Source organism: Sinobaca sp. SA16-1 (genome assembly GCF_059510515.1).
In genome coordinates this window covers 721,745-738,404 of the sequence record NZ_JCAKFL010000003.1, presented here as the reverse complement: position 1 = coordinate 738,404, position 16,660 = coordinate 721,745, and the positions used below count along the sequence as shown (strand labels likewise).

General features: G+C 47.4%; 16 protein-coding genes. 8 read left to right on the top strand and 8 right to left on the bottom strand.

Annotated features, from left to right (window positions below):
* From AC5W2J_RS11775 to pruA, 6 genes are all read left to right on the top strand, one after another.
* Positions 1-427 (top strand): phytanoyl-CoA dioxygenase family protein (locus tag AC5W2J_RS11775; protein ID WP_496059641.1); only part of this gene is annotated, 427 nt, incomplete at its 5' end.
* A 125-nt stretch (positions 428-552) separates the two neighbouring features.
* Positions 553-1,461: a Gfo/Idh/MocA family protein gene (locus AC5W2J_RS11770; RefSeq protein ID WP_496059640.1), complete on the top strand. Its 909-nt coding sequence runs from the start codon at positions 553-555 to the stop codon at positions 1,459-1,461.
* A 159-nt stretch (positions 1,462-1,620) separates the two neighbouring features.
* A complete protein-coding gene (locus AC5W2J_RS11765; protein WP_496059639.1) occupies positions 1,621-3,021 on the top strand; it encodes a sigma-54 interaction domain-containing protein in 1,401 nt (466 codons plus the stop codon).
* 107 nt (positions 3,022-3,128) lie between these two features.
* On the top strand, positions 3,129-4,019 hold the full coding sequence (gene rocF / locus AC5W2J_RS11760) for an arginase (RefSeq protein WP_496059638.1): 891 nt from the start codon (positions 3,129-3,131) through the stop codon (positions 4,017-4,019).
* Positions 4,020-4,073: 54 nt separating this feature from the next.
* Positions 4,074-5,279, top strand: a complete 1,206-nt coding sequence (locus AC5W2J_RS11755; RefSeq protein WP_496059637.1) for an ornithine--oxo-acid transaminase — start codon at positions 4,074-4,076, stop codon at positions 5,277-5,279.
* A gap of 12 nt (positions 5,280-5,291) precedes the next feature.
* On the top strand, positions 5,292-6,839 hold the full coding sequence (gene pruA / locus AC5W2J_RS11750) for an L-glutamate gamma-semialdehyde dehydrogenase (protein WP_496059636.1): 1,548 nt from the start codon (positions 5,292-5,294) through the stop codon (positions 6,837-6,839).
* A 49-nt stretch (positions 6,840-6,888) separates the two neighbouring features.
* Here the strand turns inward: pruA and AC5W2J_RS11745 are convergent, their stop codons facing one another.
* The 5 genes from AC5W2J_RS11745 to AC5W2J_RS11725 form a co-directional block, all read right to left on the bottom strand.
* The gene (locus AC5W2J_RS11745) at positions 6,889-7,992 is read right to left on the bottom strand and encodes an ABC transporter permease (protein ID WP_496059635.1); all 1,104 of its coding nucleotides are present in this window, start codon (positions 7,990-7,992) and stop codon (positions 6,889-6,891) included.
* Entirely contained in the window at positions 7,989-9,263 is a 1,275-nt protein-coding gene (locus tag AC5W2J_RS11740) for an ABC transporter permease (protein ID WP_496059634.1), read from the bottom strand. Before AC5W2J_RS11740 ends, AC5W2J_RS11745 begins: the two co-directional genes overlap by 4 nt.
* Before the next feature lie 12 nt (positions 9,264-9,275).
* A complete protein-coding gene (locus AC5W2J_RS11735; RefSeq protein ID WP_496059633.1) occupies positions 9,276-10,208 on the bottom strand; it encodes an ABC transporter ATP-binding protein in 933 nt (310 codons plus the stop codon).
* 108 nt (positions 10,209-10,316) lie between these two features.
* Positions 10,317-10,958 (bottom strand): response regulator transcription factor, encoded by a 642-nt coding sequence (locus AC5W2J_RS11730; protein ID WP_496059632.1) that lies wholly within the window; start codon positions 10,956-10,958, stop codon positions 10,317-10,319.
* Positions 10,894-12,093: a sensor histidine kinase gene (locus tag AC5W2J_RS11725; protein ID WP_496059631.1), complete on the bottom strand. Its 1,200-nt coding sequence runs from the start codon at positions 12,091-12,093 to the stop codon at positions 10,894-10,896. Before AC5W2J_RS11725 ends, AC5W2J_RS11730 begins: the two co-directional genes overlap by 65 nt.
* 239 nt (positions 12,094-12,332) lie before the next feature.
* Between AC5W2J_RS11725 and AC5W2J_RS11720 the strand changes: the two genes are divergently transcribed.
* Positions 12,333-12,968: a pentapeptide repeat-containing protein gene (locus AC5W2J_RS11720; RefSeq protein WP_496059630.1), complete on the top strand. Its 636-nt coding sequence runs from the start codon at positions 12,333-12,335 to the stop codon at positions 12,966-12,968.
* Between the two features lie 958 nt (positions 12,969-13,926).
* Here AC5W2J_RS11720 and AC5W2J_RS11715 read toward each other — a convergent pair.
* Positions 13,927-14,109, bottom strand: a complete 183-nt coding sequence (locus AC5W2J_RS11715) for an undecaprenyl-diphosphate phosphatase (protein WP_496059629.1) — start codon at positions 14,107-14,109, stop codon at positions 13,927-13,929.
* A 324-nt stretch (positions 14,110-14,433) separates the two neighbouring features.
* Here AC5W2J_RS11715 and AC5W2J_RS11710 point away from each other — a divergent pair, with 324 nt between their 5' ends.
* Complete coding sequence (locus tag AC5W2J_RS11710; protein ID WP_496059628.1) at positions 14,434-14,574, top strand: putative quinol monooxygenase; 141 nt, start codon at positions 14,434-14,436, stop codon at positions 14,572-14,574.
* Positions 14,575-14,610: 36 nt separating this feature from the next.
* Here the strand turns inward: AC5W2J_RS11710 and AC5W2J_RS11705 are convergent, their stop codons facing one another.
* Together AC5W2J_RS11705 and AC5W2J_RS11700 are read right to left on the bottom strand one after the other, a co-directional pair.
* The gene (locus AC5W2J_RS11705; protein WP_496059627.1) at positions 14,611-15,396 is read right to left on the bottom strand and encodes an SDR family NAD(P)-dependent oxidoreductase; all 786 of its coding nucleotides are present in this window, start codon (positions 15,394-15,396) and stop codon (positions 14,611-14,613) included.
* A 115-nt stretch (positions 15,397-15,511) separates the two neighbouring features.
* Positions 15,512-16,501 carry an aldo/keto reductase gene (locus AC5W2J_RS11700; protein ID WP_496059626.1) on the bottom strand — a complete coding sequence of 330 codons (990 nt, stop codon included), beginning with the start codon at positions 16,499-16,501 and terminating at the stop codon, positions 15,512-15,514.
* Positions 16,502-16,660: the final 159 nt, after the last annotated feature.

Sequence of the window (16,660 nt, the reverse complement as noted above, 5' to 3'; positions counted from 1 at the left end):
CGAGTTCAACGGCCCGTTGATGCTCGTCCCGGGCTCGCAGAAATGGTACATTTCCTGCCCGGGCGAGACGCCGAAGGACAACTACAAGTCGTCGCTGCAGAAGCAGGAAAGCGGCGTGCCGGACAACGACAGCATGAGCTGGCTCGTCGATAAAGCCGGCGGCCGCATTGACCGGGCCACCGGCCCGGCCGGCTCGGTGCTGTTTTTTGACTGCAACACCATGCACGGCTCGTCCGGGAACATTTCCCCGTATGCACGCAGCAACGTGTTTTTTGTGTTTAACTCGATGGAAAACCAACTCACCCACCCGTTCTCCGGGCAGCCGCCGCGTCCGGAATTCCTGGCCAACCGCGAGAACGTCAAGCCGATTACCCCAGATAAAAGAAAACTGACTGAGATTTCAACAACTACTTCCCCCTCTTCTTAATACAACACAGCGGACAGGCTTACACCTGTCCGCTTTTTCTATGCTTTTCCACCGCTGCGGTTCATTCCTGGAAAAGGAGGGTATTTATAAGAGGAGAACACTAATAGCTGAGATGAGGGAAAAACATGAAAATAGGATTAATCGGCATCGGGGATATTGCTAAAAAAGCCTACCTGCCGGCGCTCATTCAAACAAAAGACGTAGAGTTGTACTTATGCTCCAGAAACCGGGAAGCTCTAGAGGAAGCCGCTGCCACATTTCCTGTCCGTGAAATATTTACCGATCGAAAGAAATGGATGGAAAGCGGTATTGAAGCCGCCTTTGTAAGTACGGCCACCGAGGCCCATGAGGCTATTATTGACGAGCTTCTTGACCACGGGATCCACGTTTATATTGACAAGCCGATCACTTTTTACGGCAGTGCTTCCAAACGGCTGCTGGCAAAAGCAAAAGATAATAACTTAATCCTTATGGTTGGATTCAACCGCCGGTATGCTAAGCCTTATCAAGCGTTAAAAGAAGTAGCGGATCCGAACATGATCATTATGCAGAAAAACAGAGACCATCAGGCCGCTGATTACCGCACGTTTATAGTAGAGGACTTTATACACGTAATTGATACCCTTCTGTACTTATTCCCTTATGAGATTCAGGAAATTCGGACCCGCGGCGTACAGAAAGACGGGCTTGTTCACCACGTAGTGCTCGAACTCGAAGCCAAAGAAGGAACCGCCATCGGTATTATGAACCGCAACGCGGGCACGACCGAGGAAAAAGTCGAGCTGATGAGCGAGAGCGAAACAAGAGTTGTTCACAACATCAACGATGTCGCCACTCATCAAAATAAACAAATTATCAAGCATTCCATGAACGACTGGGAGCCGATGCTCCAGAAGCGGGGGTTTTTCGGCGTTACCGCTGCGTTTATTGATGCGGTGCACAAAGGCGGTGCTTCCTATACAGGTTACGAAGCGGATGCCCAAAGACACGCTATTGCTGAACAAATGGTGCAAAAGCTTATGAAGGAACAATAATATCACCTTTTACAGACAGGAAACCCTGTCTGTTTTTGTTTTACCCTGTATAATCTTCACAAATTATTTTGCATCCCTCCTCCCTCGTGCTACTATTTATATAAATATTAATTCTTAAGAAAAAAATTTTGGCATTTGTTTAGAAAGCAGGGATAAACGATGGTCCTTCCGGAAACGATATACCAGGCATTGATTCAACATATCGATCTTGGCATTCATGTCGTAGATGATATGGGAAAAACCGTTATCTACAATGAAAAAATGGCGCAGATTGAAAACATGAACAGTTGTGATGTGCTGTACCGTAATATTTCCGATGTATTTGCTTTTAATGAAGGGCACGACAGCACCCTCGAGCAGGCATGGCGTGAAGGCACCGAGTCCCGCAGGCCCCGCCAGACCTATTTAAATAACCAGGGCGCGGAAATCACTACAGTAAACCACACCTTCCCCGTGCGGGAAAACGGCCGTATTATCGGAGCAGTGGAAATTGCCAAAGACATTACGAAGCTCGAACGGATTCTCCAGGAAAACCGCAGTCAAAGCAGCCGCCGGTACACATTTCAGCACATCATCGGAAACAGCCGCGAACTCATAGAAGCCGTTGAATTCGCAAAACGTGCCACACGGACTACGTCTTCTGTCTTAATTATCGGGGAAACCGGTACCGGAAAAGAAATATTTGCCCAGAGCATTCATAACGAAAGCAGCCGCGCTTCCAAACCATTTATCAGCCAGAACTGCGCAGCGCTGCCGGACAGCCTGATTGAGAGTATTTTATTCGGTACAAACAAAGGGGCGTTCACCGGTGCTGCTGACAGACCGGGCCTGTTTGAACAGGCGGAAGGCGGGACGCTGCTTCTCGATGAACTGAATTCTTTAAGCCCCCACCTGCAGTCCAAGCTGCTGCGGGTGCTGCAGGAACGGACGATCCGGCGGATAGGCGGAACGAAGGACATCGAAGTGAACATCCGTATTATCGCCACAATGAACGAAGATCCAATCGATGCGATTACCGAAAACCGGCTGCGCAAAGACTTATACTACCGGCTTGGGGTAGTTACCTTGTTTATTCCGCCGCTTCAGGAGCGCCGGGCCGATATTGCACCTCTGGCCGAATTTTTTATATCCAAATACAATCATTTATTCCAGCTGCACGTCCAAGGGCTGGAACCGGCAGTAGATCAGCTGTTTCAGCAGCACAGCTGGCCGGGAAATGTGCGGGAGCTTGAGCATGTAATTGAAGGCGCGATGAACGTAATGGAAACAGAAAAGCGGATTGACACAAAGCACCTTCCCTTTCCTTTTCGAAACCGTCCTGTTTCAAAAGGGACATCGATAACCTCTCCCGTTGAACAACAAGCTCCTGCAGACATTCCCTCCGTCGAGGGGTCTCCCGGGCTTCATGAGTATTTATTTCAAGCAGAAAAGCAGTATGTCAAGCAGGTACTCGAAAAAAACAACTACAATATTAAACAGGCCGCGGAGGTGCTAGGCCTCAGCCGCCAGAGCCTGCAGTACCGCCTGAAAAAACTCGGGATCCAAAAAATATTAGTGTAGAAAACCGGAGCTGTTCATTCAGCTTCGTTTTTTTTAGATACCATTAAGTTGGCACGTATATTGCATTACTAACAAGAGAGTCTTACATATGTTAAAGGAGGACAACGATGAAACATATTAGTATTATTGGCGCTTCTATGGATTTAGGCCAGCAGAGACGAGGGGTTGATATGGGACCGAGTGCTATCCGCTACGCCGGCGTCGTTGAACGGCTTCAGAATCTCGGCCACACCGTGATAGATCTTGGGGACCTTACACCCCCGCTGCATACTGCCGGGACAACCGAAAGCCTGCGGAATCTGGGCCAGGTCGTTGATGTAAATACCCGGCTGGCGGAACAGGTATCCAGAACCATCGCCTCCGGCAGCTTTCCTCTTACTCTTGGGGGAGATCACAGCATCGCCATCGGATCGGTCGCCGGGGTGGCCGGCCATTATGAAAACCCGGGCGTGATCTGGTATGACGCCCACGCCGACCTGAATACGAGCGACACCTCCCCGTCCGGCAATATTCACGGCATGCCGCTTGCCGCTGCGCTCGGGCTTGGCGAAGAAAGGCTCACCCATATCGGCGGCAGCCGGGCTAAGCTCCGCCCCGAAAATATCGTCCTCTTTGGAGCCCGTGCGCTTGATGAAGGCGAAAAACAGTTAATTAAACAGCTCGGCATCCGGGTGTATACGATGCATGAAATAGACCGGCACGGCATGAGCGTAATGATGAAAGAAGCCATTTCCTATTTAAAGGACAAAACAGACAGCGTCCATTTAAGTCTTGATCTGGATGCGCTTGATCCCCAGCATGCCCCGGGTGTCGGTACACCGGTCGTCGGCGGACTCAGCTACCGGGAGAGCCACCTGGCGATGGAAATGCTCGCCGAAGCAGAAATCATTACGTCCGCTGATTTTGTAGAAGTTAATCCTATATTGGACGAAAAAAACCGCACGGCTAAAGCCGCGGTCGATTTAATCGGTTCCCTCTTTGGGGAAAAGCTCTGTTAGAAAAGATATTTTTCAGGAAAAGTTACATTTCATCTATATAAAGGAGAGAGTAAAATGACAGCCTCCATTTCAACCGCTTCCATTATTGAACAGACAGAACAGTACGGCGCCCATAACTACAAGCCGCTTCCGATTGTTATTTCCAAGGCCAACGGGGTATGGGTCGAGGATCCGGAAGGAAACCGCTACATTGATATGCTGAGTGCTTACTCTGCCGTGAACCAGGGCCATTGCCACCCTAAAATTATTCGTGCCCTGCAGGAGCAGGCGGAAAAAGTAACCCTCACGTCGCGTGCTTTTCACAGCGAGCCGCTGGCACCGTTTTATGAAAAAGTGGCCGCATTAACAAATAAAGATATGATCCTGCCGATGAACACGGGAGCTGAAGCGGTGGAAACAGCTATAAAAGCCGTCCGCCGCTGGGGCTATGAAAAAAAAGGAATTGAGCGAAACCGTGCAGAAATTATTGCATGTAACAGTAATTTCCATGGCAGAACGATGGCTGCCGTGTCCCTCTCTTCTGAAGAGGAAAACAAGCAGGCCTTCGGGCCGGTACTGCCCGGCATTAAACTGATCCCTTATGGAGACGCTGCAGCGCTGCGGGAGGCCATCACGCCGCAGACCGCTGCTTTTCTGGTCGAACCGATTCAGGGAGAAGCGGGTATTGTTATTCCGCCTGAAGGCTTTCTAAAAGAAGCGTATGCAATCTGCAGGGAACATAATGTTCTATTTGTAGCAGATGAAATTCAGGCCGGACTCGGCCGGACGGGGAAAACGTTTGCCTGCGACTGGGAAAACGTCGTACCTGATATGTATATTCTCGGCAAAGCACTCGGAGGCGGGGTCTTTCCTATATCCTGCGTCGCAGCCGACCACGACATTCTCAGCGTATTCACCCCCGGCTCCCACGGCTCTACGTTCGGCGGCAATCCACTTGCCTGCGCCGTATCGATCGCTGCGCTTGAGGTATTGGAAGAAGAACACCTGGCGGAGCGCTCCCTGGAGCTTGGCACTTATTTTAAAAACAAGCTGAGCAGCATCCAGAATCCGATTATTAAAGAAGTACGCGGCCGCGGCCTTTTTATCGGCCTGGAACTTACCGTACCGGCTCGTCCATACTGTGAACAACTTAAAGAAAAAGGCCTGCTCTGCAAGGAAACACATGAAACGGTCATCCGCTTTGCCCCGCCGCTCGTCATTGAGCAGGAAGACCTGGACTGGGCGATTTCCCAAATCGAAGACGTTTTTACTACAAACTAAGGAGGCCATATAATGTACACCCCATACAAACACGAACCGTTTACTGATTTCACCGACGAAACGAACCAGCAGGCATTCAGCCGGGCGCTGCAGCAGGTCGAGCAGTCCCTCGGCCGCGACTATCCGCTTGTGATCAATGGAGAGGCGGTGACGACTGAAGATAAACTAGTCTCCACGAACCCGGCTCATAAAGACGAAGTCATTGGACGTGTATCCAAAGCGACGACCGCTCATATTAATCAGGCCTTCGAGGCTGCCTCCACGGCATTTGAAAGCTGGCGGTACACAAATCCAGAAGCACGGGCAGAACTGCTGTTTCGGGCGGCAGCCATTATGCGCCGCCGCAAACATGAATTTTCCGCCCTGCTCGTGAAAGAAGCCGGCAAACCCTGGAAAGAAGCAGATGCCGATACAGCCGAAGCAATCGATTTTATGGAATACTACGCCCGGCAGATGATCGAGCTTAAAAACGGCAAACCGATCAACAGCCGTGAAGGTGAATACAATCAGTATATGTACCAGCCGATTGGCGTGACAGTGTCGATTCCACCGTGGAATTTCGCCTGTGCGATTATGGTGGGCATCACGGTAGCACCACTTGTGAGCGGCAATACAGTCCTGCTGAAGCCCGCCGAACCGACGCCTGTCATCGCTGCTGCATTTATTAATATTCTCCACGAAGCGGGCGTCCCAAAAGGCGTCGTCAACTTTGTGCCCGGTGACCCGGAAGTGATCGGCGATTATATGGTGGATCATCCAAAAACGTCGATTATCAGCTTTACCGGCTCCCGTGCGACCGGTACGCGCATTTATAACCGCGCAGCTGTTATTCAGGAAAACCAATTTCATTTAAAGCGGGTTATTATCGAAATGGGCGGCAAGGATACCATTGTTGTCGACAGCGACGCCGATCTTGAGGTGGCAGCAGAAGCGGTGATTCAGTCCGCCTTCGGCTTTTCCGGCCAGAAGTGTTCCGCCGGCTCCCGCGTTATCGCCCATCAGGACGTATACGAGGAACTGCTCAGCATAATCGAAGAGCGTACCAGGCGCCTGACTGTTGGTGATCCCGTAGACTCCAACCACTACATGGGGCCTGTTGTAAACCAGAAAGCCTTTGATAAAATTACCGGTTACATTGAGATTGGGCGAAGGGAAGCACGCCTTGTTGCAGGCGGGGAAAGCGATGACTCCACCGGCTACTTTATCCAGCCGACCGTGTTTGCGGATGCAGACCCCGACTCCCGGCTTATGCAGGAAGAAATATTCGGACCGGTCGTGGCCTTTACGTCAGCCGAGAGCTATGAACAGGCAATTCACATAGCCAACAACACCGAATACGGGTTAACCGGCGCAGTTATTTCCCGAACGATCGAACATTTGGAATACGCAAAGCAGCGTTTTCACGTTGGTAACCTGTATTTTAACCGCAACTGCACCGGCGCCATTGTCGGGTATCATCCGTTCGGCGGCTTTAAAATGTCAGGAACTGATGCTAAAGCAGGCGGTCCCGACTACCTTATCCAGCACATGCATCCGAAAACTGTCAGTCAAATGCTGTAATTGTAAACGAAAAAGCAGAAACCCTGTGAAACGGAGGGTTTCTGCTTTTTTAACTTCTGCGTTCCATTAGATTGATGCCAATACCCATGCAGAGAACCCCAAACAGCACGAGCAGAGATAAATGGCCGGCCAGGCCGGAAATACCGTAACCAAGTGCCGACGCATCATATAGAGCCTGGACCCCGTAGTATATCGGCGTCCCTTTGGATAACGCAAGCACAAACGAATTCGAGACGATTTCAAGCGGCCAGAATGCTCCTCCGAGCATCGCCATGGATGTTACGACGATTGGAATGACCGCCCGCAGCTGCTGGGTCGTACGGACGAGTCCGATCAACAGCATACCGACAGACACCACGGCAAACGTATAGCAGGCTGTGATGACGGCTATGACTCCGATTGGAATATTAACGTCATAACCAAGCACCCATTCAAAGAATACAAAGATCATCATAATCTGCAGCATACCGAGTACAAAACAGTACGCCAGATGTCCTCCATACACTTCCCATTTCCGGAGCGGCGACACAATCATCCGATCCCATGTACCCTGCCGCTTTTCGTCTGCAACGTTGGAAAGACTGAACATAATCGTATACATGGAGAAAAACAGCGTCATCCCAAACAGCGCCTGTAGACTCGCGTTATACACAAACCCGCTTTCTTCCCCGCTTACTGAATTGATCGTTAAATCGAGCGGCGGATTGTCCATTTCTTCTTCCACCTGTTCTCTTAGATCAGTCGCTCCTGTCTGCTCTTCTGCCTGCTGCAGCCGCTGCTCTTCCCGAAACACCTGGTTCACATAGCTGTCGACAAGCTGGTGGTTCTGGTCTTCCACCGCAACAAGCATGCGGTAGTCATTTTCTCTTATTTCAAGCGCCATGTTCCGGCTTCCGTCCATAATCTCACTGCGTGCCCGATCTTCATCCACCAGTTCAAAATGAAAGGAATCCGAGGCGTTAAGTCTGTCTATCCAGCCGGCAGCCTCTGCTTCCTGCACATTCTCCCCCATGTATGCATTAACTTCCATCTGCCCTCCAGGGCCGTTACTGCCTAAGAAAAAGACAAACAGCAGTGTCAGAGCGAAAAATGTGAGAACAAGATACGGCATCCGCCGCAGCCTTTTCCACTGTAAAAGAAATATTGCTTTCATGAGGACACCGACCTCCTTCTTGGAAAGATCAGGAAGCTGATAAAGACTGCCGCGAGTGAAACGATGCCAATCTGCATAAATGGTCCTGCGAGCTCACTCCATCCAAACCCCTGCACCCATCGTAAATAAGCGTTCATCGCGGCTCCATTAGGCGTCCAGCTGCCAAAAGCGCTGATAAATGCGGGCATTCCTTCCAGCGGAAAGAAACTGCCTCCGGCAAACGCAAACAGCGTGACAATTACGCCTGTAAAAATTCCTGAGGCTGTATCTGATTCGGTCCGAATCGATAAGGAGGTCAATAAGCCGCCCATCCCCCCTACACAGGCCGCCAGAACAGCAGAAATACCGAGCATGCCCATCCAAAAGGAAAGGGAACTTAGTTCAAAGGTTCGAAATACGAGAGCGGAAAGAATAAAAAGAATTGTCAGCTGCACAAAAGCAATCACAGCAGTGGCTATGATTTTTCCCGCCAGGTATTTCCAGGGACTTGTTCCCGATAAAATAATTCTGTTATACACCTGCTGCTGTTTTTCTACGAATGCCTTACCCGCTATAGTACCTGCTACATAAAGGACAAACATGACAGCCATGCCGATGGAGTAGTACTGCATCGCGCTGACCGGCTCATTTTGGGATACTGATTCAGTCCCGCCGACTTCTATCGGAGCAGGGGATACAGCAGCCTCGGCTCCTCCGGCAGCAGCAATCGCACTTTCGGTATTAAGGTTATCTGTAAAACCTGCCAGCAGATCTTTCAGAATTGTAGTATTAATAGAGCTCTCATCACTTATAAGCAGCTGCATTTCGCTGCCGTTTCCTTTATTCATTAACATGTTGTTCAGCGTCTCTTCCGTAAAATGTTCCGGGAAGGTAAGCACGGCATCTATATCCCCTGCACGAACGGCTGTTTCTGCTTCTTCCCGCTCCATCGTCTGCACGTGTATCATGTCCGCCAATTCCGGATCTTCCAGCATATTATCCAACAACCCGGCCGGATTCGTATTCTCTGCAGCAGCAGCTAATTCACCTTCTGCTTCCGGAGGCAGTCCGCTGTTCTGCAACTGCTCCTGAAAAGCCGCAATACCCTCCTCCTGAACGTCCTCGTAGACTACAGCCAGCTGAATATCAATCGAAGACGTATCGCCTTCCATCACACCGCTTAATGCCGTACCGAGTATTCCCATAATGATAAAAGGCATAAGCAGCAGAGCAACGAGCTCAGAGCGGTCGCGGAGCATTATTTTAAAATCTTTGATAAGAAAAGGCTTCACATTTGTCCCCTCCTAATCACGAAGTTTACGTCCTGTTAAATGCAGAAATACATCTTCGAGTGACGGAACGCTGACGTTCACATTAGTGACCTGTGCTTTATGACGCTCGGTAATTTGGAAGATACGGCTAAGCAGGCGGCTTCCTTTTGGCACAATCAGCTTCAGGCCATGCTCGGTTTCCGAGGCCCGCAGCACGTCATTATGATGCTGCAGTTCTTGATACATCGCTGGATATACCCGGTCAAAATCGATATAAATGGTCTCTTCGGCAGATAAAATATTTTTCAACTCTTCTTTTGTACCGGAGGAAATAATTTTCCCGTGATCCATAATATACACTCTGTCACAGAGCCGTTCGACTTCCTCCATGTAATGGCTCGTGTACAATACGGTCATCCCTTTTTCTATATTTAAGCTGCGGATCATTTCCAGAATATAGCTTCGGGACTGGGGATCGATACCGACCGTCGGTTCGTCCATAATTAAAATTTCCGGATCGTGCAGGAGGGCTGCCGCAATGTTTACCCGTCTTTTCATCCCGCCGGAATACGTTTTGACAATATCTTTTTGGCGGTCTTCCAACCCGACCAGTTTACAGACTTCTTGAATTTTCGTTTCCAGGCCGGTTTTGCTCATGCCGTACATCCGGCCGAAGAAAAGCAGGTTTTCGTAGGCGGACAGTTCTTCATACAAGGCAATATCCTGCGGCACAATGCCAATTACTTTCCGGATTATCGAAGGCTTTTTTATTACACTGCTTCCATTCAGCTTCACATCGCCGCTGCCCGGCTTAATGAGCGATGAAATAATAGAAATAGTCGTTGATTTCCCGGCTCCGTTCGGCCCGAGCAGTCCAATTGATTCGCCTTTTTCCAAATAAAGATTTATTCCCTCGACTACATTTCTGCCTTTAAATGATTTGGACACATTCTCTACCTCCAGCATAGACGTACCTCCTTTTTTGTTGTTATATGTAGTGTATACACAAAAAGACAGTGCTCCCACTGTCTTTTGTCATCTATGCTGCGTTTTTAAATGACTTTAGTCATCTGTTTATACCATCTGATTGCGGATTGCATAAATAGCAAGCTGGGTACGATCCCGAAGCTCCAGTTTTTCGAGAATTACGCTGATTTGATTTTTTACTGTACCGATAGAAAGATAAAGGGTGTCCGCTATTTCTTTATTGTTCATTCCTTTTCCGACGCAGCAGATGAGCGACACTTCCCGTTCGGTCAATGACGGATCCAGAAACTGCTTTTCCTGAGGGCTGCGACCGATTAAATTAGGAAGTACTTTGGCCGCCACATGGCTTTCGAGAACGAGTCCTCCTTCCAGGCAGGTATGGATCGAGCGGATCAACTCCTCCGTGTCGGCACTTTTCAGCAGGTAGCCCCTCGCTCCGTTTTTTAACGCTTCAATTGCATACTCGTCATCGTTAAACGTCGTCAGCATGAGAATTTTCATCTGCGGGTAGTCTTCGTGCAGTTTTTTAGCGGCTTTTAACCCATCCATAACCGGCATCCGGATATCGAGAATCGCAATATCATAGCGGTTGCCGCTTGCGCATAATTCGACGGCTTCCAGACCCGTTGCCGCTTCCCCGCTCACCAGCATAGATTCGTCCGTTTCAATCATAACTTTCAATCCCTGTCGAACCATCTTCTGATCTTCGGCCAGCAGTATATGAATCATAGTGTGCACCCCCTTCCTGCCCTAATGGCAGCGTTCCCGTTACTATAAATTCTTTGTTATATATTTCAATGCGTAAACTTCCACCGGCTTCTTCCATTCTTTCTCGCATCGAGGAAAGGCCAAAACCTTCTTTTTGAAACATCTCCGATTTTATAGAATTTCTTACGATAAAACGGAAAATATGACCGCCCGGTGCCTCGAAAGTAATGCTTATCTGGTTGGAACTGCCATGCTTCATCGCGTTCGTAATCGCTTCCTGTACGCCTCTATACACGGCAATAGACTGGACGTTGCTCAACGGAGCGGTAAGTGCTCTCTGTTTTATCGTAAAATCGATTGTTACAACGCTTTCTGCCTCCAGCTTGCGGATAAGCAGAAGAATCGCCGGCAGCCCGGAACTTTCCTCACGCTTTAATGACTTCACCGCCGATCTCGTTTCTTCCAGGCTTTCATTGGCCAGCTCCTTCAGCGCCTGTACCTCTTCCTGTTTTTCCGGGACCTGAATCCGGAATACTTCCAGCTGCATGAGTAATGCGGTTAATTTATGGCCCACCGAATCATGAATTTCCCTGGCAATCTGCGTCCGCTCTTCACGACGCACGGCCTGTTCACCTGAAATCAGGGAACGCTTCATTTTTCGAAAATCAGTGAACAGGATTTCATTGCGCCGGGACATTCTCTGTTCTTTCCGATACATATACGTATACATAATCAGTCCCGTACCGGCCGTCAGTATGTACAACAGAAAAAAGCTAAGGTTACCCGGCAGCCCGGAAAGACCCGCCAGAACGATAAACCCAGCACCCACTGCCGCAGCGTATGCAGCCGGCAGATAAAACACAGCCAGGCCGCCCAAGAGGGTGTAAACAAGCAGCAGTTCATATACGGGCATCGTCGTCCCCTCCGGCCAGGCCGCTGCAGCAGCCACCAGCCCCAGTATAAAGATGAGCCCCGCCTGTATTTTCATGTGCTCGTTTGCAAGCGGCAGCAGAAAAAACACCCCAAAAAACAAAGCAGCGAGCAGTGCTTTCAGCGGCAGGTCCCACAGCGAAGACGGTGTAAATAAAATCGATCCCCATGCCCCTATTAAAAGTAGAAGCCATATCCAAAACTGATGGCGTTCTATTATGTGCATTGCGATTCCCCCGCCTCAGGTTTTTCTTTAACTTTATCATATATAGACAAATGAATTTATATGTAATTTCTCAAGTAGTTTTGTCTGTTTACTGCTTATTTTATTTTAAAAATATTATAGTATGTGAAATTATCATGGATATAATAACCTTTGCTCATACCTTGCACAAAAAATATAGTCTGTTTTTATTTGTGTTTCTTTCCTATAGTAATACAATACACGCAGAGAGAGGTTTTAGTATGAAAATAAACGCCCCTGCTATTCCGGACCACCTTTTTACGAGAAGTTTCAGCGATATTCTAATGGAGGAAGATCCAGAGCTCGAGCTCTGCTCGATCACCGATTCTTTGTTTGAAGCAGAATCGCTTCCTCGTGCCCGTTTGTCAAAAATGATTATCAAAAACTCCCGATTCTCGCACACATTTTTCCGGGATATCGACATTACCGACGTGCAGTTTGAAAACTGTGATTTCTCCAACGCTGATTTAAGCCATTCTTCCATTCACCGCGTCGTGTTCCACAGCTGTAAGCTGACAGGCGTTAACTTCACCGAGTCCCGATTCGGTCACGTGTCATTTGAGCACTCCCTGTTAAACCTCGCAGCGTTTGGCGAATCCAAATGCGAGAAAACCTCTTTTCAGGACAGCTCATTAGTGAATACCGACTTTTTTGACTGTCTGTTTAAGAATGTCGCCTTCACCTCCTGTAACATTACGGATGCCAACTTTGAACAGACATCATTAAAAGGAATCGACATTAGTACCTCCAGGTTTGATTCCCTCACAATCTCGCCCGATAATCTATTCGGCTGCAAAGTCTCCAGTCATCAGGCCCTGCAGTTTGCGGCTCTTTTAGGCCTCAAAATTGTGGATTAGGTACTGTTTTTCCTTCTGCTTTTCTTATTTTCCGTTAAAATACAGCCGCATTAATCTATTGGTTCCATAAATCTTCTGATAAGCTTCACTCTTTTCAGCGCCCGCCTTTGTTTTTAGAGAAAGGAATTCTATACCAGGCATCGAATATATCTAGTAGTTGACTAAAAGAGAACTATTATAAGCGGTCTCTCTGCTTTTCACTGTTCAATTAGGCATGCCCATTTCATTTCAGGTAAAAAGGAGCTATTATGACAAAATCCGGTGATAAGAAACTAACCATGTGGGCTTTTTTTGTAAACGCCTTGAGCGCTCCCAGAAAAAATATTAAGAAAGATCATCATTTAACGATTATAAACAGTATCATTCTCCTCATTTTGTTCCTTTTTTTGCTTGTCTTTGTCTTATATGCGGTTAACCTAATCATTATGGGAACTCTTCTTCCTGTTTATGAAACCATGGGAATATTTATGTACATTTTTTTGGGACAAACATTGTTTGTGCTAAGTGTTCCAGCCGTGCTTGTGAACTTTTATGTGATCCGCTGGTTCAGCAGGCGTTACTCTACGACTGAAAGAAGTACGCAGAAAATTTTCAGTGATATGGTGACACTCTCTATTCTATGTATTTTGCTTTATAATCTCAGTTTTTCTTTTTATTCCTACTTGGGTTCATGGCGGTCGATTACCTATCCACTTGGAACGATGTTCATTATTTTCACGTTTGTTTTCTATTTCTCCCGCTCCTTTCTTTTAGTGAAATACTATGTATTAGACAGCCAAAGAAGTACCTCTATGATTATGCTTCTGTACACAGTAATACTTCTTGCCTTATTCCTTTTTCACTTGGGTATGTTTCTGTCGTTTGGTCCCTTTAGTGTCAGCTGAAGACTGCTCTCAAATGGTCTGGTTCCATTTGAGGAACTTCACTGATAAAACTGAAATTTCTCTCAGTTTATCTCTTATAAGCCTCCACGCCGCAGTACTCTATCCAACATAAAAGTAAAATCAACTGCTGTGTGAGGCGTTATTTCATGTAGAACGTCTCTTGATATTGTGACACATGATCTTGAAAATCCGGGCCACAATGCCGGGTACTGCACCATCCCCGTAAGTAAAGCATGCTTCCAGAAAACTTGGTCCACCAGCCAGAATAATTAAGATTGACATGTTCGTTAGAGAAGAGTACATTATAAGAAATAACTTGATATCCTTTGGAAAAAGGGGAGTAGCTTTTTCAATAAAATCGTCAGGACGGGAGAAATCCTCGGTTTTATTGGCAGCCAGTATGCTGTTAGCGAGACCTTTACCTATGAGACAGGTGAAGGCTTTTTTGTGTACATTCACCGACTCAGCGGTGAAGGTTTTTTGTGTGTCTACGCAGAATTCATATCACGGCAGGATATTAAGTTTGTCTTGAAAAGGAGAAGATAAACATGAAATTTAGTCTGCTGCTGGAATATGGATAGGTGCTTATCTTTTCGGAAAAGTGGAAAGATGAAGAAGCCGTTCAGCAGCACATTCAGACTGATCATTACCAGGCCTACCGCGAAAATACAGAGAATCTCGTTGTTTCCCGGGAAGTGTATAAAGTACAACCTGTAGAATAACTAAAAAGAAGCTGCTCACCGGCAGCTTCTTTTTAGTTATTGCGGTTTTGCTTTTTTCGCATGGGCCGCAGCTTTTACCTCTTCCGGTGTTGTTCGATTGTCTTCCGCTTCTTGTTTCGTCGCTTCATCCCCGCACACGACGTGATCTACTTTATTCTTAAACGCTTCGTAGCCCTGCTGCGCGACTAATTCTTTGTCGTTTTTGTTTCTCTCGTCGCCGAAGTACGTAGAATCCATGCCGGCGTTATGATGGAAATCTGTATTGGTCGCACCAGGAAGCATCGCTGTTACATTGACTCCTGTTTCTTTTAACTCTTCTCTCAGCGATTCCGCGAACATAAATCCAAATGCTTTAGAGGGTCCGTATACTGTTTCATACGGAGTCGGTAGCGTCGCTGAGACAGAAGACACGAGCAGAATATTTCCTTCTTTATTTGGAACCATATGCTGCACGACGCGTTTTGCCATATGCACCGTTCCTTTAATATTAATGTCGATCAACTTTAACTCTTCTTCTAAATCATTTTCAAGGAAGGAACCGCCCATACTAACACCGACATTCAACACAGCTGCATCCAGCTTTCTATTTTTGCTTTTTACAAACTGCCAGAATGCCTCCACTCCTTCATAGGTAGAGGCATCAGCCTGGAGAGGATACGCCTCCACCCCATAGCTTTTGATAGTCGATTCTGCTTCAAAAATCCGCTCACTCGAGCCTGAAATCGCAATATCATACCCATCCTGAGCAAATAATTTAGCAAGTTCCAGTCCTAATCCGGAAGAGGCTCCTGTGATCATGACAAACGGACGTTCATTAGTCATAGTATCTACTCCTTTTATCTTTCAATTGGTACCATGTGAAAAAGCACAGCTGGATTCCATTAGCTGTGCTTCTCTCGTAGAAAAACCGCATGCCAAGCTTCTTACGTGTTATCTGTTATTGGTCGTTAAGACCTTTCATGTGTTCTGCAGGGTAACGTTCTCCGGCAAACGCACCACGGGGCACTATTTTATCAATTTGTTCAAGATCCTGTTTTGAAACGTTCACCTGCAGCGCTCCAAGGTTACTGTCCACGTATTTGCGGCGCTTGGTTCCCGGAATGGGCACAATGTCCTCTCCCTGGGCAAGAAGCCAGGCTAAAGCAAGCTGGGATGGATCGCAGCCTTTTTCCTTTGCCAGGTCTTCGACTTTTCTTACAAGATCAATGTTTTTTTGGAAATTTTCGCCTTGGAAGCGCGGATTGTAGCGGCGGAAATCATTTTCTTCCAAGTCATCGATCGTTTTAATCTGTCCGGTTAAAAAGCCACGGCCAAGCGGACTGTATGGAACAAAGCCAATACCGAGTTCCCGGCACAATGGAAGAATTTCCTCTTCCACATCACGGCTCCAGAGCGAATATTCCGTCTGCAGCGCAGTGATCGTATGCTCTTGATGCGCTTTTTTTATCGACTTTGGAGATGCCTCCGATAATCCCAGATAACGGACTTTTCCTTCTTTTACGAGTTCTGCCATCGCCCCGACGGTCTCTTCAATCGGCACCACCGGGTCCACACGATGCTGGTAGTATAGATCAATATGATCGATTCCCAGGCGTTTTAAGCTGTCTTCACATGATTGCTTAACATAGTCCGGATGCCCGTTTACTCCTTTAAAAGAACCGTCCTCTCCACGAACATTGCCGAATTTTGTTGCCAGAACTACGTCATCACGGCGGTCTTTAATCGCCCGTCCAATCAGCTTCTCATTGTGGCCGACGCCATACATATCGGCTGTATCCAGAAACGTTACTCCCTGTTCAAGCGCGTGGTGAATCGTTTGAATCGATTCTTCTTCATTTCCTGTACCGTAAAATTCAGACATGCCCATGCATCCGAGTCCCAGTGGTGATACCTCAAGTTCTGACGTTCCCAGTTTTCTTTTTTGCATGTTTTGTCATCCTTTCTTTTTACGTACTTTTGATTCTTTGATAATATTTAGTAATTATTGTACATAAATAATCATTCCTTTTTTTCTTTTATTTAAACCTGTCCATTATAAAAATTCGTTCCGCAAAAATGAACAGCACATAATTACTTTAAAAGATTT